Source organism: Enterobacter sp. 22499 (assembly GCF_052044815.1).
In the GTDB taxonomy this organism is placed as follows: Bacteria; Pseudomonadota; Gammaproteobacteria; order Enterobacterales; family Enterobacteriaceae; genus Enterobacter; species Enterobacter bugandensis.
In genome coordinates this window covers 172,610-194,259 of record NZ_JBQENR010000004.1, presented here as the reverse complement: position 1 = coordinate 194,259, position 21,650 = coordinate 172,610, and the positions used below count along the sequence as shown (strand labels likewise).

Here is a 21,650-nt window from a genome sequence, read left to right as displayed (position 1 = left end):
TCTCTCCCGCCTTGTTACTGTTGATATGTCTGAATCACACTATATTGGGCGCTTTGCGCCATCTCCTTCCGGTGAATTACACTTCGGCTCATTAATTGCCGCGCTTGGCAGCTACCTGCAGGCTCGCGCCAGTCAGGGTAAATGGCTCGTCCGCATCGAAGATATTGACCCTCCGCGTGAAGTTCCCGGTGCTGCAGACACCATTCTGCGTCAGCTGGAACATTACGGTCTTCACTGGGACGGCGACGTTCTGTGGCAGTCACAACGTCATGAGGCTTATCGGGAACGTCTGGCCTGGCTCAGCGCTCAGGGGCTCTCCTATAACTGCACCTGCACCCGCGCGCGTATCCAGAGCGTGGGAGGTGTGTATGACGGCCACTGCCGCACGCTGAATCTTCCCCCGGAAAATGCCGCCGTACGCTTGCTACAGCGCGCGCCCGTCACCCGCTTCCACGATCGGCTCTCCGGTGAGATTAGGGCGGATGAACGTCTGGCATGTGAAGATTTTATTATTCACCGTCGTGATGGTCTGTTTGCGTATAACCTGGCGGTGGTCGTCGACGATCATTTCCAGGGCGTGACGGAAATTGTGCGCGGGGCGGACCTGGTCGAACCGACCGTACGGCAAATCTCACTTTATCATCAGTTTGGCTGGACGGCGCCGGATTACATTCATCTGCCGCTGGCGGTCAATGCGCAGGGCGTTAAGCTCTCCAAGCAGAACCACGCCCCGGCCCTGCCAGACGGCGATCCGCGTCCTGTTTTGATCGACGCGCTGCGATTTCTCAACCAGAATGTAACCAACGAATGGCAGGATCTGCGCATTGACGAATTGCTGAAAATAGCCATTGCCAACTGGACGCTCGCGGCAGTGCCAAAAATCCAGCATTCTCAAATGCGTTGCGCTGAGCTATGATTAGCCGCTTTTTTCATAACAAAACACACTACGAGGTGTACCATTTTTACCCGAGTCGCTAATTTTTGCCGTAAAGTGCTAAGCCGCGAAGAGAGCATGGCGAACGACGCTATTGCACAGCCACACATGTCGGTTATTCCGCGTGAGCAGCACAATATTTCCCGCAAAGATATCAGTGAAAATGCCCTCAAGGTACTCTATCGTCTGAATAAAGCGGGCTACGAGGCCTATCTCGTTGGCGGTGGGGTGCGTGATTTACTGCTGGGCAAAAAACCGAAAGATTTCGACGTGACGACCAGCGCCACGCCCGAGCAGGTGCGTAAATTATTCCGCAACTGCCGTCTCGTTGGCCGCCGTTTCCGTCTGGCTCACGTGATGTTTGGGCCGGAAATCATCGAAGTTGCGACCTTCCGCGGCCACCACGAAGCGGGTGCATCCGACCGCACCACGTCACAGCGCGGCCAGAACGGTATGCTGCTGCGCGACAATATCTTCGGCTCTATCGAAGAAGATGCCCAGCGTCGCGACTTCACCATCAACAGCCTTTATTACAGCGTGGCGGATTTCACCGTGCGTGATTACGTCGGCGGCATGCAGGACCTGAAAGAGGGTCTGATCCGCCTGATCGGCGCGCCGGAAACGCGCTATCGCGAAGATCCGGTTCGCATGCTGCGCGCCGTGCGTTTTGCCGCCAAGCTGAACATGCGCATCAGCCCGGAAACCGCAGAGCCGATCCCGCGTCTGGCGACGCTGATTAACGACGTGCCGCCTGCCCGCCTGTTTGAAGAGGCGCTGAAGCTGCTGCAGGCCGGCTACGGGTTCGAAACCTACAATCTGCTGCGCGAATACAACCTGTTCCAGCCACTGTTCCCGACCATTACCCGTTACTTCACCGAGAACGGCGACAGCCCAATGGAGCGGATGATTGCGCAGGTACTGAAAAATACCGACACCCGCATCCATAACGATATGCGCGTGAACCCGGCATTCCTGTTTGCGGCAATGTTCTGGTACCCGCTGCTGGAAACGGCTCAAAGAATCACCCAGGAGAGCGGCCTCGCCTATTACGATGCCTTCGCGCTGGCCGCGAACGATGTATTGGACGAAGGGTGCCGCACGCTGGCTATCCCAAAACGTATTACCACGCTGGTGCGCGACATCTGGCAGCTTCAGCTGCGCATGTCCCGCCGTCAGGGCAAACGTGCCTGGAAGCTGATGGAGCATCCAAAGTTCCGCGCCGCCTTCGACCTGCTGTCGCTGCGTGCGGAAACTGAACGCAATCAGGAGCTACAGCGCCTGGCGCAGTGGTGGGCCGAATTCCAGGTTTCCGCCCCGCCGGAGCAGAAAGATATGCTGACCGGGCTGGATGAAGAACCTGCCCCGCGTCGCCGTCATCGTCGTCCGCGCAAACGCGCACCGCGTCGTGAAGGGACAGCATGACCCTTGCGTATATCGCCATCGGCAGCAATTTAGCCTCTCCGCTGGAGCAGGTGAATGCTGCCGTACAGGCGCTGGGTGAGATCCCGCAAAGCCGTATCGTGGCGGTCTCCTCCTTTTACCGCACGCCGCCGCTAGGCCCGCAGGATCAGCCTGATTATCTGAACGCCGCCGTGGTGCTGGAAACATCCCTCGATGCCGAAACGCTGCTGGACAACACTCAGCGCATCGAACTGCAGCAGGGGCGCGTACGCAAAGCCGAACGCTGGGGGCCGCGCACGCTTGATCTCGATATTATGCTGTTCGGCCATGAGGTGATTAACACTGAACGCCTCACCGTACCGCATTACGACATGAAAAATCGTGGCTTTATGCTCTGGCCGCTCTTTGAAGTGGCGCCCGATCTCACCTTCCCGGAAGGCATCCCGCTCAAGGCCGTTCTGGACAACCTGAACGCGGAAAGACCCGCTCGCTGGTGATCCTCTTCCCTCACCGATTGACCACAAAATAATTGTGGTTAATCGGTTGCCTAAAATCATTGTTCCCTCGAATGTTACTGTTAGAATGCGCAAAGATTCGCTTTTGGGCTATCAGGAAACAGTATGAAACCAACCACCATCTCCTTACTGCAGAAATGCAAACAGGAAAAAAAACGCTTCGCCACCATCACCGCGTATGACTACAGCTTCGCCAAACTGTTTGCTGAAGAGGGTATCAACGTCATGCTGGTCGGAGATTCGTTAGGGATGACGGTACAAGGACATGATTCCACCCTGCCGGTCACGGTCGAAGATATTGCATATCACACCCGTGCGGTACGCCGCGGTGCGCCAGGCTGCCTTCTGCTTTCCGACCTGCCGTTTATGGCTTATGCCACGCCAGAGCAGGCATTTGAAAACGCGGCGGCAGTGATGCGCGCTGGCGCTAACATGGTCAAAATTGAAGGCGGCGCCTGGCTGGTGGAGACGGTGAAAATGCTCACCGAACGCGCCGTGCCGGTGTGTGGTCATTTGGGCCTGACCCCGCAGTCCGTCAACATCTTTGGCGGGTATAAGGTGCAGGGCCGCGGCGACGCAGCGCAGACGCTGTTTGAGGATGCCCTGGCGCTGGAAGCCGCAGGCGCCCAGCTGCTGGTGCTGGAGTGCGTGCCGGTTGAGCTGGCGAAACGCATCACCGACGCACTCTCCATTCCGGTGATTGGTATTGGTGCAGGCAACGTGACCGACGGTCAGATTCTGGTGATGCACGACGCCTTTGGTATTACTGGCGGGCATATCCCGAAATTTGCCAAAAATTTCCTCACTGAAGCGGGCGACATGCGCGCTGCGGTCAGGCAGTATATTGCCGACGTTGAATCCGGTGTTTACCCGGGTGAAGAACACAGTTTCCATTAAGGAGTCTCGTTGTGCTAATCATTGAAACCCTGCCGCTGCTTCGCCAGCATATCCGCCGCGCGCGTCAGGAAGGTAAACGTATCGCACTGGTCCCGACCATGGGCAACCTGCATGACGGCCACATGAAGCTCGTCGACGAAGCCCGTGCGCGAGCAGATATCGTGGTGGTCAGTATCTTCGTGAACCCCATGCAGTTCGACCGCGCCGACGATCTGGCACGCTATCCGCGCACCCTGCAGGAAGATTGCGAGAAGCTCAAAAAACGCCACGCGGATATCGTCTTCTCACCTGCACCGGCGGACGTTTACCCGCAGGGTACCGAAGAGGCGACCTACGTTGACGTCCCGGGCATTTCCACCATGCTGGAAGGAGCAAGCCGTCCGGGCCACTTCCGCGGCGTCTCCACCATCGTCAGCAAGCTATTTAACCTGGTGCAGCCGGACGTTGCCTGCTTCGGTGAGAAAGATTTCCAGCAGCTGGCGCTGATCCGCAAGATGGTTGCTGACATGGGTTACGATATTGAGATCGTCGGCGTACCGATTGTGCGTGCGAAAGACGGTCTGGCGCTCAGCTCGCGGAATGGTTACCTGACCGCCGAACAGCGTAAAATCGCGCCGGGCCTGAGCAAGGTGATGAACACCATGGCAGAGCAGATGCTGGCAAAAGAGTTAACAGCAGAAGAGATTATTGCCCTTGCCGAGCAGGCGCTTAACGATAAGGGCCTTCGTGCTGACGACGTACAAATTCGTGATGCTGATACGCTGCTGGAATTAACCCAGAACAGCAAGCGCGCAGTCATCCTGGTGGCGGCATGGCTCGGCCAGGCACGCCTGATTGACAATAAAGTGGTTGAGCTGGCGTAGTTCTTCACCCTTGATAATTAAAGGTAAACGTAATGATTCGCAAAATGCTGCAAGGTAAGCTTCACCGTGTGAAAGTCACGCAGGCCGACCTGCACTATGAAGGCTCCTGCGCCATTGACCAGGATTTTCTCGACGCGGCGGGTATCCTTGAAAACGAAGCGATTGATATCTGGAACGTGAACAACGGTAAACGCTTCTCTACTTATGCGATTGCCGCCGAGCGCGGTTCTAAAATCATCTCCGTTAACGGCGCTGCGGCGCACTGTGCGGACGTGGGCGACATTGTGATCATCGCCAGCTTCGTGATGATGTCTGACGAAGAAGCCCGCCGCTGGCAGCCTAAAGTGGCCTACTTCGAAGGCGACAATGAAATGAAGCGCACCGCAAAGGCGATTCCGGTTCAGGTTGCCTGATTCCAACAAGGAGCGGAACCCTCTGGATCCGCTCCTTAACAGGAAAAAACACATCATTGTAAATTATGTAAATAGCATCTCTTTACTCATTTCTCTTATTTTCACCTCTCTTTTCGCGTCTCCTTTCTTAAATAAACATTCCCCTCAGTTATATACGAAGGGAAAATGATCAATGCCATTAATAATCCAAGCCTGCCAATAGCATATCAACGCAATAAAAAATAACTCCCAGTGTTTTTTTTGAGATCATTTTCAAGATCTTTTTCAATGACTTATCAATCTTTAATTTTTTCTAATTGTAACTTTTAGTAATTCTAAATACCCAACGTATACAGAGATCCCTATCATCATTTTGCTTGTATTAAATCATTACAATGTTTTTTAAATGGAATTTCAATTATGTTAAAAAAAACGTTATTAGCTTCAGCTGTAGCTTTGTTTGCAGTAGGTTCTTTTTCAGCAATCGCAGATACGGATCTTGGTTTAATCACCTTTGATGGTGCGGTAACAGACACAACATGTAATATTTCCACCTCTAATGGTGAATCACAAAGAAATATTACTATTACCTTACCCGTCGTTAAAAAATCTGAAGTTGAATCCACAACTATTGATACTGGCGTCGGTTCCAAAAACTTTGAACTGCTGCTCACCAATTGCCCTGAGACATTAAAGAATGCCTCTGCAAGCTTCATGTCAAAAAATATGGGCGCTATTGCGAACGGTACTATTGAACCCGATGCTAACGTACAAGGCTCTGCAACCAACGTTGCACTTGCCCTGTTTAACAATGCCCCAACCGTTTCATCTCGTATTATGGTAGGCCAGCCTGACAATAATACGCAGAAAACAGACCTGAAAGCCGGCTCCGGTAAACTGTTCTACCGTGTTGCTTATGTCCCTGGCTCCAACTGGGTGAAAGATACTAGCCCTGTGCAGTCAGGTAAAGTCAGCGCCAACGCTTACTTCACCATGAGCTACGAATAATTTTATTCGTCTTGTTAATGTGCCCAGCCGGGCACATTTTTTCGTATTATTTGAGAGTAGACATGTACTTACTGAATATTAAGAGCGGATTAAAAGCCCTGCTGCTGGCCTCGGTGAGCGTTTTTGCTCTTAACGCCAGTGCAGATATTGTAATTTCCGGCACCCGTGTCATTTATCCAGAATCGGCAAAAGACGTAACGGTGTCTATGGATAACCGTGGCACCAGACCTTTACTGGTACAAACCTGGCTCGATGACGGAAGAGATACCACTAATCCTCAAGAGCTGAAACTTCCCTTTATTGTCACGCCTCCTGTATCGCGTGTAGAACCGCAAAAAGGGCAAACGGTCAGAATCACCTGGCTTGGTCAGTCATTGCCAAAAGATAAAGAATCCCTGTTCTGGTTTAACGTTCTGGAAGTTCCGCCAAAGGCAAAGGAAAGCGATACGCAAAGCATGCTTCAGCTGGCATTCCGTACCCGCATAAAACTCTTTTTCCGGCCTACAGGTTTGAAAGGAGAACCGACAGATGCGGCTAAAAATCTTAAATGGACTGAAACCCGGCAAGGTCAAAATATCGTTTTAAGTGCGAAGAATGATTCACCTTATTATGTATCACTGGCGGGGGCAACGCTTATTGCTGGTGCTAAAAGCTACGATATTGAAACGCATTATATTGAGCCATTCTCAAGCCAGACTATGAACGTAAAAAATCATAACACCTTGGGGTATAACAAAATCACCTGGCAAGCCATCAATGATTTCGGTGGAATTGATAAGTATGAATCCATACAGAATTGATTATTTATCCGCCTCGTATCATTCGGAATAACTATAATTAGCTTAACTCTGGGACAGAGTACATCATGCGGTTTAAACGTTCACTACTATGTTTATCGATAAGTGCGGTATTGCCGTTTTGTGCATTTGCTGCTGAAAATAATAAAGAAGAAGACGTGCAGTTTAACGATCAGTTTCTTTATAACACCGGTACATCAATTGATGTCAGCCGTTTTTCAAAAGGCAACCCTGTTCTTGCCGGGACGTATAAGGTGAAGGTGGTTATTAACGGGAAACCTTCCATTACCACGGATCTTGTGTTTAAGGAGAATGGTACACCGCGCGCCACGCCCTGCATCACGCGTAAACTGCTCACCCAGACAAATGTAGCAACCGAGCAACTTAAACCAGCCGGAGATGATTCCGAAGATACGTGCGTCTCTGTGTCAGACGCCTATCCCGGCTCACGTGTGGCTTACGATCCTTCCACACAGGAGTTGGACCTTTCTATTCCCCAGGCTTTCGTCATTCAGCGCCCGGCGGGATTTGTCGATCCTTCACTTTGGGAAGACGGGATCCCGGCGGCGATGCTCTCCTGGGATCTTAACGGCTGGCACGCGGACACGTCTGATTACAGCACCGATACGGCCTACGCAGGGTTGCGCTATGGAGCAAACCTGGGCCCGTGGCGGCTCCGGGCACGAGGTAATCTGAACTGGGATCGGGATTCCGGTACTCATTACGCCAGCCAGGACATTTATCTCCAGCGTGATATCACGCCGCTGAAAGCACAGTTTATCGCGGGAGATTCCTACACCCGTGGAGATGCTTTCGATTCCATTAGTCTGCGCGGGGCGCGTTTATATAACGATGATCGTATGCTTCCTAATGGCATATCGACTTATGCGCCGGTGATTCGGGGTGTGGCAAACAGCAACGCCAAAGTCACGATCGCCCAGAGCGGAAACACGATTTACGAAACCTCCGTCCCGCCGGGGCCCTTTGAAATCTCAGATCTCAGTACGACGGGTTATGGCAGCGATCTTATCGTCACTGTAGAAGAAGCGGATGGCAGCAAACGTTCCTTCTCGGTCGCGTATTCCTCGGTCGCGCAAATGCTGCGCCCGGGCTACTCCCGATGGGATGTCGGCGTGGGTGAACTGCGTGACGATAACCTACGTGACAAGCCAAAGGTAGGTTACGCCACGGGCTATTATGGATTAACCAATACCTTCACAGGTTATGCGGGTCTGGAGTACACCGATAGCGATTTTTACGCCGCATTGGTGGGTTTGGCTATGAACACCCGCATTGGCGCATTCGCCTTTGATGTCACGCATTCTGATGCCCGGATCGACGGCTTACGGCATCTTAAGGGTGAGAGTTATCGTATCTCCTACAGCAAACTCATGGAAGCCACGAATACCTCTTTCAACGTAGCAGCATACCGGTTTTCGACATCTGACTATCTCAGCCTGAGCGATGCAGCTTCCTTGACCAACGAGATCAAATACCGTGACAGGGAGCTTAACCCTGACCGCGATAACAGCGATGTGTACCAGACTTTCCAGCGCATGAAGAACCAGATCCAGGTGAACATCAGCCAGCCGTTGGCCTTTAACGGCCTTGATTTGGGATCGCTGTATGTCAACTCCACCTGGCAGGACTACTGGAATGAAAGCAGTTCATCAGCGCAGTACTCGGTTGGCCACAGTCAATCGTTAAGCTGGGGAAGTTACAGCCTCTCCGTGCAGCGCACCTACAACGAGTTCGGGGAAAAAGATGATAGTGTCTATCTGAGCCTCACAATTCCTTTCGACACGCTGATGGGTAACGGCAAGCGTGCAGGCGGGTTCTCATCCCTCACCACGGGCATCGGCAGCGATCTAAAAGGCGGTGGAAGTTTTAACGCCAGCGCCAACGGCAACACCGAAGATAACCGGTTCAGTTACAGCATAACCGAAAGCACCACGCGTAACGACGATACATTAAATCAGCTAAGCGGTTACGGGAGTTATAACGGCCCGCATGGACCGGTGAGTCTTTCCGTCTCCGCATCCGATGACGATAGCCGACAATATTCCGCCAGCTATAGCGGCGGGATGATTCTGCACTCTGGTGGCATAACACTCGCCCCTGGCAGCATTAGCGAAAGCGATACGCTTGCGCTGATTAAAGCTGAGGGAGCAGAAGGTGCCCGAGTCTCCATCGGTAACGGTGAAATTGGCTCTTCAGGCTATGCCCTTATGCCCTATCTGTCTGCCTACCGTGAAAACAACGTCGGTCTTGATATCAGCGATATGCGCTCTGACGTTGAAGTGAAAAATACCCGTTCCACTACTGTCCCTCGTAGCGGTGCCGTTGTGCTGGTTAATTTTGAGACCGATCAAGGGCGTTCAGTGTTAATGGAACTGACGCGTGACGACGGTGGGTTTATTCCGCTTGGTGCCGATGTTCAAACTGAGCAAGGCGTATCCGTAGGTAGCGTAGGCCAGGCCGGGCAAGCCTGGATTCGCGGAATTGAAGATAAAGGGTTGTTAAAAATCGTCTGGGGAAGTGAGTCCGGCACATCCTGTACTGTCTCCTATCAGATTCCGCCCAATGCGAAAAAGATTGGACCAACAACGCTGCTGACAGGCCAGACCTGCCGCATCACAGTATTATAAAAGGAGTTAGAGCATGCTTTTTAAACCTGGGAAAAAAACAGGATTATGGGTATTAAGTTCGAGTCTGATGGCGCTGTCGCTCGGAACATACGCCGATAATCTCGATATTACCTTTACCGCTAATATCCGTGACACCACCTGCGATATGAAAATTGAAGGTGGCAGCGGTGATGGCTCCAGCAACGTTATTCCCATTGGCACCGACGGCAAGGTACGCCTGGATTACATCATCCTCAAAAATGCCAAAGCAACAACAAATTTTAAACTCAAAATGGTCTCATGCCCTTCGAGTCTGACAAAGCTGAACACGACCATTAGTGGTAGTGCCAGCCCACTGAATACGGCAATTAAAAACTCACTCTCCGGTGAGGGCAGCGCAGAAAATATTGGCGTGGCGATTTCCCGCACCGCCACTCCGGATGCCCCTTTTGTCATTAATTCATCCACTGATACTCAGCGCCTCGTCTGGTCGAGCGGAGAAATAAGTGCTGGCGAAGTTCAACTCCTGGCGACGCTGGTGGAAACTGCAAGCGGGCAAGGAATGACCGGCAACTTTAGCGGTATCGCTACGTTTAATTTCACCTATGAATAACTGGCGCAATACGGAGCGTTAATATGAAAAAGAAAATGACATCACTGGTGTTTGCGATGACTGCCATCCTGCCTTCCGTTTGTTTAAGCGCCATTACGGGTACGACGAGCGTTCAGGCCACCTTTACGTCCACCATTGAAGCCGGAACCTGTAATGCCGAGATTCAGGATGCGAGCGGGGCTCCCATTAGCATTTTGCCGTTTGGCGATGTATTTAAGTCCGATCTGGTGAGCCAGAACCGAACAGGGGCATTCAAAATCGCGTTCACTAACTGTGCCGGGGTCAAAAATGCCTCCGTTCAAGCCACGCCGGGTGCTGGCGGGTCCTGTACTGGCAATGCCAAAAATGGGAACTCATATGCAGCCGGGCATAACGTTGGTTTTGAAATCTGGAAAGGTTCTGTCGACTCAGGTTCCCTGCTGAACTGCGCCACGGCCCCAACTTCTATCGTCAACCTGTCTAACGGGGCGGGAAAATTTGAAATGGATGCGCGCATCGTTATTGCTAAAGATAAAACCATTTCTGACGTGACCACTGGTTCGGTCAGCGCCCCTGTGACTTTTATCGTGACCTATCAATAATGTTTATTAAGACTGATAGCTTAAATAGGATGTTCCACTCCCGCTTAAACTTTAGAAGTGCGATGTTATGGCTCGCCTGCTGTCTGGGGTTTCCCGCAGCAGGTTTTGCCTCGAGCCTGGAGATGGATATGACGGCAAACATCATCAACAATACGTGTCAGGTAAGTATTCCGAATGATGGCAAAGTTATTTTACCGATCGTTGGCAAAGGTTTGTTTTATAACTCCGACGGCAGCCCACGGCTACAACCCGGTGACGCAGCTGGGGGAACTCGCTTCGAAATACAGCTGAAAAGCTGTGCGGAAAGTGAATCTGGACTGGCAAAAACCCTGCATTTTGAGTTTAAACCTCAAAGTGGGATAGTTATCGGAAGCTCTCAACAGGTGTTCGCCAATGAAATTCCCGCCTCCGGGGGAGGAGCAGAGAACGTCGGCGTTGTGATTTTCTCAGAAAAAGACAATACCAATGTGGTCAATGCGTCAGGAACGTCAGATGTTATTTTTGATGTATCTAACCAAACCGAAAGCCAGTATTTAACAAATTATAATTTCTATGCCCGTTATCAAGACACAGGGATTGTCAGCGCGGGGAAAGTTACCACAAGCGTGCTGGTCAGCGTTACTTACAATTAAAATATACCAAGCATCGGATATAAGGAATTTTTGAATGTGTTATATAGCAGGAGCCGGAACAAGTCATTTCTTCATAAAAGGTGCAGGCCTTGCTTTGTCAATTCTTGCAATAAGTTTTTCTGCATCGGCCGATTTGTATGAATGCAAATTTAATGGTTACAGTGTTCAGCCTATTTCGGATGTCAAAGGTGCAAAGCCCAAGATCGTTCCCCTGGAGAGCGTCAGCGCGCCAACAAAAATAAGCGGCCTTATTGATTTGCAGGTGACTCCGGGCCTCTACTCCTGGTGCTCAATGGGTAGAGATGGCGAGCGCGTCTATCAGAAAACGGACAGTACACTGGTCGTCGGTGGCGTGGACGGAAAAGCACTCTTTAAAACTAACGTAACGGGGATCGCCTATACGCTGGCCATGTACCCGACCAACAACGCTTTTAATGCCTTTTTCCCTTCGACTACAGGAAGTTATGTAGAAACGGCCAATCAGGGGGATAATTCAGATCTGGTTAAAGCAGTATGGTGGTATGCCCGTATGGAATTTTATCAATTACCCTCATATGCTGGCGTGCCCGCAAGCGTCACACAGATTGGTCCAGTGGCCGGGAATATTGGCAATATTGTCGTAGGTAACCCCTGGAGCTCAGATGAAAGTGACCATCCACGTCCGTTAATCACGATACCCGATATGGCCTTCAATGTTCCTGTTGAAAAACCGACCTGCACTCTTACGGCTCCTAAAAGCGTAGATCTGGGGGAGTATGATGTTTCCGATGTCGAGAACGATAACACGCAAAAAGTCTCTGCTACCGTGTCAGGGAATTGCACCAACACTCGCAAAATTACGATGAAGTTGACCACCAGCAAGACAACCGGGACTGATGGCTCTTTACTCGCGAACACCGCATCGTCGAATGCGGCAAAAGGCGTGGGCGTGTTGCTGAAGTGGCCGGACAACAGCCTGGCGGTGCCTAATTCAACTAACAACTATTCGACAAAAGGGAACACTATCATCCCGTCATTTAGCGAGTCTCTCACTGCTCAGTTGGTTAAATCTGGTACAGAAAAAGTCACTTCAGGAACGTTCAGCGCCATCGGCACGTTGCAGATTACCTACGAATAGCTTATCCCTGCGGCTGATTGCTGATCAGCCGCGACATCGTCTCCAGCGAATCCGTTCTTAAAATATAGAGTCGTTTGAGTAAGAACGGATTATCCCCCGGCTTCACCTTACCCTTCACCGTGGTCACGGCCAGATGGAAACCGGCATCATTCGCCGCCTTGATCGCCTTATTGTCATAGCCGCCAAAGGGATAAGAAAGGTAGAGCACACGCGGGTTGAACTGTGACAGCGCGCGACGAGAACGCTCAAAATCAAACAGGATCACGTGATAGCTGCGGCTCAGTAAGATCGGGTGTTTATACCCGTCCACGCGGTGCAGGAAGTGAGTGTGCGACTGAATGTCGAACACATCCTGAATGCCTTTGATTTCCTGAACGCTCATAAACTGCAGCGATTTCGGATCCCACTTCTGCGGATGGCCTTTAATACGTGACGAAATGATAAACGCCGTCGCGTTGAAGCCATACTCTTTCAGCACAGGATACGCGTAACGGCTCACCGACTTCAGGCCGTCGTCAAAGGTAATCACCACCGCCTTCGCGGGCAGGTTCATCTTGTTGCGCACGTAGCCTTCCAGCTGATACATCGTCAGCGTGGTGTACCCCTGGTCGCGAAGCCAGGTCATCTGGTTGCTGAACGCGCGCACGCTGGTGGTGGTGGAGGTATGACGAAAACGGGTGTTCTCCTCATCGCGCAGGATATGGTGATAGGTCAGAACCGGAATGCCGTTATCTTCCTGCGCGTCCAGGCTGCTTATCCACGCCAGGCGGTTGCCGATGCGGATCTGATACCAGGTCTGGTTCAGGCGGTCTTTAAGTTTGTTCAGAATGGGATAACGCAGGTTGGCGCTCAGAGTACCAAAGGGCGCGCTTCCGCTGCTGGGCGCGTTATAGACGGGCGTATCTTTCCAGGTGATGAGGTTCTGGTTACTGAGCGGCTTGTTCAGGTCGCCCAGGCTGTCCTCAACGCGTTGCTTGCCCTGCACTTTCTCAAGGTGGTCTTTATCAATAAAGCCGGTACCGAACCCGAAGCGAAATTCGTAATAATCCGCCGCCGCGGGAAAGACTGCGATGATCTGCCCTGCGCGAATATTGCCCACATTAACCACGGAGTTACCTACCTGAGCCCAGATGGCAGCATCCTCAGTGGTTTGCATATATTGAGCAGGAAGCCCTTGCTGACTTATCAGGCTGGCAGACGCCCCGCCGGAAACCAGCAGCAAAAGGAGAAAGAACACGCGCATGAACATAGGATATAAATCGACACGGGAAATCAGTCGCCATTGTAGCAAAAGCGACATCAATACCAATGTTTAATGCTTATACAGATCGTGAAGCAGAACGAAAGGCGGGTTTTTCTGCTGCTGGTGCCACAGGCTGCTCACTTCCGGCTGGCCCTCCGCCACGATAGCGTGCCGAAACTCTGCGCTGCTCAATGAGGCGCGAAGCGGATAGAGGGCTTCGAGTAAAGGCAGGCTGATACCGGAGATCACTTCACAATTATCATGCTTGTGGCTCAGCAAAGCGGCCGCGCGGTAAGGCGCCGCGCCGGATTTATCGGTAAGAAAAATCACCCCATCACCGGTATCCGTTTCATGCAGGGCATCGCACATCATCCGGCTGAGCATGTTGGTGCTCAACCCGCGCCAGTAGTTAACCACCCGGCATTGCGCCAGCGGGCCAAATTTGGCCTCAAGCTTATCCAGCATGTCCTGCGCTCGTTCATCGTGGCAGGTGATCACCCATCCCAGCATAACTCTCTCCTTAGCAGGCAAGTAGTTTAGCGGAGTGAAGGTTTGCTTACGGTGATAACAGTCAAAGAAAGTGCCCGGCAACCAGAGCGTCGCCGGGCAGAGGGTTAACTACGCAGACCGCGCCCGCGCTGGATCAGATACCAGCACAGCAGGTAGAAGGCGATGATGAACACCACCAGCACCGCCACCGTGGTAAACAGCGGAACATCGGTAATGCCGAGGAAGCCAAAGCGGAAGCCGCTGATCATGTAGACGATCGGGTTCAGATGCGACAGCGCCTGCCAGAACGGCGGCAGCAGCGTCAGGGAGTAGAACACCCCGCCGAGATAGGTCAGCGGCGTCAGCACAAAGGTCGGGATCAGGCTGATGTCGTCAAACGTTTTAGCGAACACCGCATTCAGCAGACCGGCCAGCGAGAACAGAATTGCCGTCAGCAGCAGAGTCAGCGCCACGAACAGCCACGAGTGCACCTGGAACGGCACGAAGAACAGCGAAATCGCCGTCACCAGGATGCCCACGCACAGCCCGCGCGCCACGCCGCCGCCCACGTAACCGGCTATGATGACGTGCGTTGGCACCGGCGCCACCAGCAACTCTTCAATATTACGCTGGAACTTAGCGCTAAAGAACGACGAGGCCACGTTTGCGTAGGCGTTGGTGATCACCGCCATCATAATCAGACCCGGCACGATAAACTGCATATAGGTAAAACCGTGCATCTCACCAATGCGGGAACCAATCAGGTTGCCGAATATGATGAAATAGAGCGTCATGGTGATGACCGGCGGTACCAGGGTTTGCACCCAGATACGCATAAAGCGGTTTATCTCTTTCGCCCAGATACTTTTCAGCGCGACCCAATAAAGATGCGTCATGCCTTGTCTCCTTGTTTATCCTGCACCAGAGAGACAAACAGCTCTTCCAGTCGGTTCGCTTTGTTACGCATGCTTAAAACCTGAATCCCCTGCGCGCTCAGTTGGGAGAACACGCTGTTGATCCCCTGCTCGCGCAGCACTTCCACTTCCAGCGTTGAGGTATCAACCAGGCGATACTGGTACCCTTCAAGCTTCGGTAGCGGGCTTTTTGCCGCCAGATCGAGAATAAACGTTTCGGATTTCAGCTTGGAGAGCAGATCCTTCATCGAGGTGTTCTCCACCAGCTCGCCGTGCTGAATGATGCCGATGTTGCGGCATAGCATCTCTGCTTCTTCAAGGTAGTGGGTGGTCAAAATGATGGTGGTGCCTTTGTCATTAAGATCCTTTAGGAAACCCCACATAGAACGACGCAGTTCGATATCCACGCCTGCGGTGGGTTCATCAAGGATCAGCAGCTTCGGCTCGTGCATCAGCGCACGGGCAATCATCAGGCGGCGCTTCATCCCCCCGGACAACATCCGCGCTCGTTCGTTACGCTTTTCCCACAGATCGAGCTGTTTCAGGTACTTTTCGCTACGCTCAAGCGCCTCTTTACGCTCAACGCCGTAATAACCCGCCTGGTTAACGACAATCTGCTGCACCGTCTCAAACGGGTTGAAGTTGAACTCCTGCGGTACCAGCCCCAGCTGGCGCTTGGCGTTTACCACATCTTTTTGCAGGTCGTAACCAAAGACGCTCACCCGTCCGGACGTTTTATTCACCAGCGAGCTGATGATCCCGATGGTGGTGGATTTCCCCGCCCCGTTCGGCCCCAGAAGCGCGTAAAAATCCCCGGCCTCTACTTTTAGGTCTATCCCGCGTAGCGCCTGAACGCCACCCGGATAGGTTTTTTTAAGCTGCTCAAGCTCCAGTGCAATTGCCATGAATTTAACTTACCTTCAGTTCTTACACACGTTGTGTGGTTTCATTAAAAGTCGGGTTACCCTATAGTAGCGCAACGCAATTACTTGGTTACAGGTCGCTAACCTCCATGAACGACATAGATACACTCATTAGCAACAATGCACTATGGTCAAAAATGCTGGTGGAGGAAGACCCCGGATTTTTTGGAAAACTCGCACAAGCCCAGAACCCGCGCTTTCTCTGGATTGGCTGTTCAGACAGCCGCGTACCTGCCGAGCGCCTGACCGGCCTTGAGCCCGGCGAACTGTTTGTTCACCGCAACGTCGCCAACCTGGTGATTCATACCGATCTCAACTGCCTTTCCGTGGTTCAGTATGCCGTTGACGTCCTGGAAGTCGAGCACATCATTATTTGCGGCCACTACGGCTGCGGCGGCGTGCAGGCGGCGGTTGAAAACCCGGAACTGGGTTTAATTGATAACTGGCTGCTGCACATTCGCGATATCTGGTTCAAACATAGTTCACTGCTCGGCGAAATGCCGCAGGAGCGACGCATGGACACGCTGTGCGAGCTGAACGTGATGGAGCAGGTATATAACCTTGGGCATTCGACCATCATGCAGTCGGCGTGGAAACGCGGGCAGAAGGTATCAATCCACGGGTGGGCGTACGGTATTCACGATGGCCTGCTGCGCAATCTGGAAGTCACCGCCACCAATCGCGAAACGCTGGAGCAGCGTTACCGTTCGGGGATTGCCAACCTCAAGCTTAAGCATGTGAACCATAAATAAAGCCGGGGGTTTTCGCCCTCTCCCCGTGGGAGAGGGTCGGAGTGAGGGCATCAGCCCGCAATTACTCGTCCAGCAATACCACTTTCCCAACATACGGCAGATGACGATAACGCTGCGCGTAATCAATGCCGTAACCCACCACGAACTCGTCCGGGATGGAGAAACCGACAAACTCCACCGGCACCTGCACTTCACGACGCTCCGGTTTATCCAGCAGCGTACAAATCGCCAGCGATTTCGGCTCGCGCAGGCTCAGGATCTCGCGCACCTTTGAAAGGGTGTTGCCGGAGTCGATAATGTCCTCAACGATCAACACATCTTTGCCACGAATATCTTCATCCAGATCTTTCAGGATTTTCACATCACGGGTTGTGGACATGCCGCTGCCGTAGCTGGAAGCGGTCATAAAATCGACCTCGTGCGGTACCTGCACTTCACGGCACAGGTCTGCCATGAACATGAAAGAACCGCGCAGCAGACCAACCAGCACCATTTCGCTGCCGCTGTCCTTGTAATGCTCGGTGATTTGACGACCCAGTTCGGCGATACGCGCTTTGATCTCGGCTTCCGGGATCATCACTTCAACAGTATGTTTCATATTACTAACCAAATGATTTTGATGAAAATCTTTCAATGCGGATGAATCTTGCTCCGGCATCGATACGCAAGCCAGCCATTATATCAGTAAATGGATAAGCCTGGCGTATGAGTTATAAAAAGCAAATATTGTGATTCCGATCACACTTGTTAACACCTATAATTAGTTGCTAGCAAATTATTAACAAAAACTGACGAGTACACTTTCTATGGCTGAAACAAACACTAAACAGCCGCGTCTACTGGTGACACTAACAGCGCTATTCGCCGCCTTCTGCGGCCTGTACCTGTTAATCGGTGGCGTATGGCTGGTCGCGATCGGCGGCTCCTGGTACTACCCGATTGCGGGCCTGGTTATGCTTGGCGTAACCGTCCTGCTCTGGCGTAGAAAACAATCCGCACTGTGGCTGTATGCCGCCCTCCTTCTTGCCACCATGATCTGGGGCGTCTGGGAAGTCGGTTTCGATTTCTGGGCCCTGACGCCGCGCAGCGACATCCTGGTCTTCTTCGGTATCTGGCTGATCCTGCCGTTTGTCTGGCGCCGCCTGATTGTCCCTTCCAGCGGTGCCGTTGCAGCCCTGCTGGTGGCTCTGTTAATCAGCGGCGGCATTCTCACCTGGGCTGGCTTTAACGACCCGCAGGAGATCAACGGTACGCTGAACGCGGAGTCCACGCCTGCGGCAGCTATCTCGCAGGTCGCTGACGGTGACTGGCCTGCTTATGGCCGTAACCAGGAAGGTCAACGCTACTCCCCGCTGAAGCAGATCAACGCGGACAACGTTAAGAACCTGAAAGAAGCCTGGGTATTCCGTACCGGCGACCTGAAGATGCCGAACGATCCGGGTGAACTGACCAATGAAGTGACGCCAATTAAAGTCGGCGATATGCTCTACCTGTGTACGGCGCACCAGCGTCTGTTCGCGCTCGACGCGGCCACCGGTAAAGAGAAATGGCACTTTGATCCACAGCTGAACTCCAACCCGTCCTTCCAGCATGTCACCTGCCGCGGCGTTTCTTACCACGAAGCGCGCGCCGATAATGCCAGCCCGGAAGTCATTGCTGACTGTCCTCGCCGCATTATGCTGCCGGTGAACGATGGCCGTCTGTTTGCCATCAACGCTGAGACCGGCAAGCTGTGCGAAACCTTCGCCAACAAAGGCATTCTGAACCTGCAGACCAACATGCCGGACACCACGCCGGGTCTGTATGAGCCAACCTCCCCGCCAATCATCACCGATAAAACCATCGTGATTGCCGGTTCGGTAACGGATAACTTCTCTACGCGTGAAACCTCCGGCGTTATCCGTGGTTTCGACGTGAACACCGGTAAACTGCTGTGGGCTTTCGACCCGGGCGCGAAAGATCCAAACGCGATCCCGTCTGACGAGCACACCTTTACCTTCAACTCGCCGAACTCCTGGGCACCAGCCGCGTATGACGCGAAGCTGGACCTGGTCTACCTGCCGATGGGCGTATCCACGCCGGATATCTGGGGCGGTAACCGCACGCCGGAGCAGGAACGTTATGCGAGCGCTATCCTGGCGCTGAACGCAACCACCGGTAAGCTGGCGTGGAGCTATCAGACCGTTCACCACGATCTGTGGGATATGGATATGCCGTCCCAGCCGACGCTGGCGGACATTACCGTTAACGGCAAAACCGTGCCGGTCATTTACGCTCCGGCTAAAACCGGCAACATCTTCGTGCTGGATCGCAGCAACGGTAAGCTGGTTGTGCCTGCCCCGGAAAAACCGGTTCCGCAGGGTGCGGCCAAAGGCGACTACGTCAGCAAAACCCAGCCGTTCTCTGACCTGAGCTTCCGTCCGAAGAAAGACCTCAGCGGTGCAGACATGTGGGGTGCCACCATGTTTGACCAGCTGGTGTGCCGCGTGATGTTCCATCAGCTGCGCTATGAAGGCATCTTCACACCGCCGTCTGAGCAGGGCACGCTGGTCTTCCCGGGCAACCTGGGAATGTTCGAGTGGGGCGGTATTTCCGTCGACCCTAACCGTCAGGTAGCGATTGCCAACCCAATGGCGCTGCCGTTCGTTTCCCGTCTGATCCCACGCGGTCCGGGTAACCCGATGGAGCAGCCGAAAGACGCGAAAGGCAGCGGGACCGAAGCCGGTATCCAGCCGCAGTATGGCGTACCGTTTGGCGTTACCCTGAACCCGTTCCTGTCTCCGTTTGGTCTGCCGTGTAAACAGCCTGCCTGGGGTTACATTTCCGGTCTGGATCTGAAAACCAACCAGATCGTCTGGAAAAAACGTATTGGTACCCCACAGGACAGCATGCCGTTCCCGATGCCGGTTCCGGTGCCGTTCAATATGGGTATGCCAATGCTGGGTGGTCCAATCTCCACAGCCGGTAACGTGCTGTTCATCGCGGCAACCGCAGATAACTACCTGCGCGCGTACAATATGACCAACGGTGAAAAACTGTGGCAAGGCCGTCTGCCGGCCGGTGGACAGGCAACGCCGATGACCTATGAAGTGAATGGCAAGCAGTACGTTGTCATTTCTGCGGGTGGTCACGGTTCGTTTGGTACGAAGATGGGCGACTATATTGTCGCGTATGCATTGCCGGACGAAGGCAAATAAAAGCAAAACGGCAACGAAAGTTGCCGTTTTTAGCAATGCAGGCCGGGTAAGGCGAAGCCGCCACCCGGCTTTTTTTATACGGTAAAACCGAGCATCATCCCCGTATCTTCATGCTCCAGCAGATGACAGTGCGCCATATAGGCAAACTCTTCAGGCGCTTCATGGTCGAACTTCACCAGCACCTCGCTGACGCCGCCTTCCACTCTCACCGTATCTTTCCAGCCTGCTCGATGCGCTTCAGGCGCTTTGCCGTTCTCAGACAGAATACGGAACTGCGTGCCGTGGATATGGAACGGGTGCAGCATCATGTCCCCTTCACCTGAAACCACCCAGCGCTCAAACTGCCCCTTCGTGGCGGCAAACATCGGCGTGTTCATATCGAACGCTTTGCCGTTGATTTTGTTGGCGTTGTGGAAATCGAACCCGTGACCGCCGTGATCCATACCGCCCATTTTGCCGTGGTCCATATTCATGTGGCCCATCATCTGGCCGTGGTGCATTCCCGCCATGGCCTGATTGCCATACTTTTTCATCAGCGCCTGCATGCCCATCATGTCAAGCATCGGGTCCATGGAGAGCTGAAGCTTACGCTGCGTGAGCCCATCCAGCGACGGGAGAGCTGGCAGCGTGGCTAAGGTGTCCGGCAGCATACCGGAGGCGGTGATCTGTAGTGGCTGAATGCGCAGCACCGGATGCGGTTTATCAAACGGCGCCACTGCCATCCCCATCTGGCTGACAGGCAGCGTTACCAGGTCAAACGGCTTGCCGTCGCTGATGTCCACCAGCACTTCGAAGCGTTCGCCCATCAGCATCGGCAGCTCGCTCACTTTTACCGGTTCCGGCAGCAGGCCGCCGTCGCTTGCCACCACGTAAAGCGGGCGCTTATCGCTGGTGGCGAAGTTCAGCGAGCGGGCGTTACAGCCGTTAAGCAAGCGCAGGCGCAGCCAGCCTTTCGGGGCGGCGTGCTGCGGATAGATCGCACCGTTGGCCAGCAGCGTATCGCCAAACCAGCCGACCGCCGCGCTCATCACGTCCAGCTGGTAGTCAATCTGCCCGTCCGCGCTGAATTTTTTGTCCTGCACAATCACCGGCACATCGTCGATACCCCACTGTTTCGGCAGGCGCAGGAGACGGCTTTCGTCATCCTCAATCAACACCAGTCCGGCCAGCCCCATTGCCACCTGATGGCCCGTTTTGCCGTGCTGATGCGGGTGGAACCAGCAGGTTGCCGCCCGCTGGTCAGGGGTAAAGGTTACGCTGCGTTTACCCCCAGGCTTGATAACGCCCTGGGGACCACCATCCACTTCGCCCGGGACTTCCAGCCCGTGCCAGTGCAGCGTGGTCTCCTCGGCAAGCGTATTGTGGATATCCACCGTCACCGCTTTCCCTTTGCGTAACTGAAGTGCCGGGCCGAGCAGATTGCCGTTGTAGCCCCAGGTAATAGCGCTGTGCCCGCCGAAGGAGGTTTTACCGGCCTGAACAACGAGCTGAATACGGCTACGTGCGTCTGCGGTCAGTAAGTCAGGAATGGGTAAGGCAGGCCTTTCAGCCGCAAAAACCGCGCGGCTCCAGAGTGGTAATGCGCTGGCAACCCCCAGCACAGCGGAATATTTTAAAAAATCACGACGTTGCATGTTCATTTCCTTATTTCCAGCAGGCGATCTTTTGAGCATAAACCCTCCCCTTACCGGAAGGTCAAGTAAAGCGGCAATAATAAAGATCGTCGCACTGGCATCAAGTGTGCTAACGTTAATT

At 53.2% G+C, this 21,650-nt stretch carries 21 protein-coding genes; 15 read left to right on the top strand and 6 right to left on the bottom strand.

The window, feature by feature from the left end; genetic code table 11:
* Positions 1–25: 25 nt before the first annotated feature.
* The 13 genes from gluQRS to ACTJI7_RS14340 all read left to right on the top strand — a co-directional run bounded on the left by gluQRS (position 26) and on the right by ACTJI7_RS14340 (position 12,377).
* Positions 26–916 carry a tRNA glutamyl-Q(34) synthetase GluQRS gene (gene gluQRS, locus ACTJI7_RS14400; RefSeq protein WP_063943794.1) on the top strand — a complete coding sequence of 297 codons (891 nt, stop codon included), beginning with the start codon at positions 26–28 and terminating at the stop codon, positions 914–916.
* Positions 917–958: 42 nt separating this feature from the next.
* Positions 959–2,356, top strand: a complete 1,398-nt coding sequence (pcnB, locus tag ACTJI7_RS14395; RefSeq protein ID WP_440670668.1) for a polynucleotide adenylyltransferase PcnB — start codon at positions 959–961, stop codon at positions 2,354–2,356.
* The gene (folK, locus tag ACTJI7_RS14390) at positions 2,353–2,832 is read left to right on the top strand and encodes a 2-amino-4-hydroxy-6-hydroxymethyldihydropteridine diphosphokinase (RefSeq protein ID WP_047367349.1); all 480 of its coding nucleotides are present in this window, start codon (positions 2,353–2,355) and stop codon (positions 2,830–2,832) included. Before pcnB ends, folK begins: the two co-directional genes overlap by 4 nt.
* 123 nt (positions 2,833–2,955) lie before the next feature.
* A complete protein-coding gene (panB, locus tag ACTJI7_RS14385) occupies positions 2,956–3,747 on the top strand; it encodes a 3-methyl-2-oxobutanoate hydroxymethyltransferase (RefSeq protein WP_045259479.1) in 792 nt (263 codons plus the stop codon).
* Positions 3,748–3,758: 11 nt separating this feature from the next.
* The gene (panC, locus tag ACTJI7_RS14380) at positions 3,759–4,610 is read left to right on the top strand and encodes a pantoate--beta-alanine ligase (protein WP_008501942.1); all 852 of its coding nucleotides are present in this window, start codon (positions 3,759–3,761) and stop codon (positions 4,608–4,610) included.
* 32 nt (positions 4,611–4,642) lie between these two features.
* A complete protein-coding gene (gene panD / locus ACTJI7_RS14375; RefSeq protein WP_003856284.1) occupies positions 4,643–5,023 on the top strand; it encodes an aspartate 1-decarboxylase in 381 nt (126 codons plus the stop codon).
* 399 nt (positions 5,024–5,422) lie between these two features.
* Positions 5,423–6,010, top strand: coding sequence for a fimbrial protein (locus ACTJI7_RS14370; RefSeq protein ID WP_440670649.1), 588 nt, complete (start codon positions 5,423–5,425; stop codon positions 6,008–6,010).
* A gap of 62 nt (positions 6,011–6,072) precedes the next feature.
* On the top strand, positions 6,073–6,810 hold the full coding sequence (locus ACTJI7_RS14365; RefSeq protein WP_047367347.1) for a fimbrial chaperone: 738 nt from the start codon (positions 6,073–6,075) through the stop codon (positions 6,808–6,810).
* 65 nt (positions 6,811–6,875) lie between these two features.
* The gene (locus tag ACTJI7_RS14360; protein WP_193030269.1) at positions 6,876–9,455 is read left to right on the top strand and encodes an outer membrane usher protein; all 2,580 of its coding nucleotides are present in this window, start codon (positions 6,876–6,878) and stop codon (positions 9,453–9,455) included.
* Between the two features lie 13 nt (positions 9,456–9,468).
* A complete protein-coding gene (locus ACTJI7_RS14355; RefSeq protein WP_047367345.1) occupies positions 9,469–10,047 on the top strand; it encodes a fimbrial protein in 579 nt (192 codons plus the stop codon).
* Between the two features lie 23 nt (positions 10,048–10,070).
* Positions 10,071–10,628 (top strand): fimbrial protein, encoded by a 558-nt coding sequence (locus ACTJI7_RS14350; protein WP_047367344.1) that lies wholly within the window; start codon positions 10,071–10,073, stop codon positions 10,626–10,628.
* Positions 10,628–11,260, top strand: a complete 633-nt coding sequence (locus tag ACTJI7_RS14345; protein ID WP_440670646.1) for a fimbrial-like protein — start codon at positions 10,628–10,630, stop codon at positions 11,258–11,260. The genes ACTJI7_RS14350 and ACTJI7_RS14345 overlap by 1 nt, the downstream gene beginning before the upstream one ends.
* Positions 11,261–11,294: 34 nt before the next feature.
* Positions 11,295–12,377: a fimbrial protein StkG gene (locus tag ACTJI7_RS14340; RefSeq protein ID WP_193030268.1), complete on the top strand. Its 1,083-nt coding sequence runs from the start codon at positions 11,295–11,297 to the stop codon at positions 12,375–12,377.
* Between the two features lies 1 nt (position 12,378).
* Here the strand turns inward: ACTJI7_RS14340 and ACTJI7_RS14335 are convergent, their stop codons facing one another.
* The 4 genes from ACTJI7_RS14335 to ACTJI7_RS14320 form a co-directional block, all read right to left on the bottom strand.
* A complete protein-coding gene (locus ACTJI7_RS14335) occupies positions 12,379–13,626 on the bottom strand; it encodes a polysaccharide deacetylase family protein (protein ID WP_047367341.1) in 1,248 nt (415 codons plus the stop codon).
* 63 nt (positions 13,627–13,689) lie between these two features.
* Positions 13,690–14,130: a PTS sugar transporter subunit IIA gene (locus ACTJI7_RS14330; protein WP_047367340.1), complete on the bottom strand. Its 441-nt coding sequence runs from the start codon at positions 14,128–14,130 to the stop codon at positions 13,690–13,692.
* 104 nt (positions 14,131–14,234) lie between these two features.
* Positions 14,235–15,005, bottom strand: coding sequence for an ABC transporter permease (locus ACTJI7_RS14325; protein WP_023334536.1), 771 nt, complete (start codon positions 15,003–15,005; stop codon positions 14,235–14,237).
* Positions 15,002–15,928 carry an ABC transporter ATP-binding protein gene (locus tag ACTJI7_RS14320; protein ID WP_028015540.1) on the bottom strand — a complete coding sequence of 309 codons (927 nt, stop codon included), beginning with the start codon at positions 15,926–15,928 and terminating at the stop codon, positions 15,002–15,004. The genes ACTJI7_RS14325 and ACTJI7_RS14320 overlap by 4 nt, the downstream gene beginning before the upstream one ends.
* Positions 15,929–16,035: 107 nt before the next feature.
* On the opposite strand from ACTJI7_RS14320, the gene can reads away from it, so the two are divergent.
* Entirely contained in the window at positions 16,036–16,698 is a 663-nt protein-coding gene (can, locus tag ACTJI7_RS14315) for a carbonate dehydratase (protein WP_014882586.1), read from the top strand.
* 61 nt (positions 16,699–16,759) lie between these two features.
* Here can and hpt read toward each other — a convergent pair whose 3' ends face one another.
* Positions 16,760–17,296, bottom strand: a complete 537-nt coding sequence (gene hpt, locus ACTJI7_RS14310; protein WP_032644976.1) for a hypoxanthine phosphoribosyltransferase — start codon at positions 17,294–17,296, stop codon at positions 16,760–16,762.
* A gap of 208 nt (positions 17,297–17,504) precedes the next feature.
* Between hpt and ACTJI7_RS14305 the strand changes: the two genes are divergently transcribed.
* Positions 17,505–19,895: a glucose/quinate/shikimate family membrane-bound PQQ-dependent dehydrogenase gene (locus tag ACTJI7_RS14305; protein ID WP_126817824.1), complete on the top strand. Its 2,391-nt coding sequence runs from the start codon at positions 17,505–17,507 to the stop codon at positions 19,893–19,895.
* Positions 19,896–19,969: 74 nt separating this feature from the next.
* Here the strand turns inward: ACTJI7_RS14305 and cueO are convergent, their stop codons facing one another.
* Positions 19,970–21,529, bottom strand: a complete 1,560-nt coding sequence (cueO, locus tag ACTJI7_RS14300; RefSeq protein WP_192978845.1) for a multicopper oxidase CueO — start codon at positions 21,527–21,529, stop codon at positions 19,970–19,972.
* Positions 21,530–21,650: the final 121 nt, after the last annotated feature.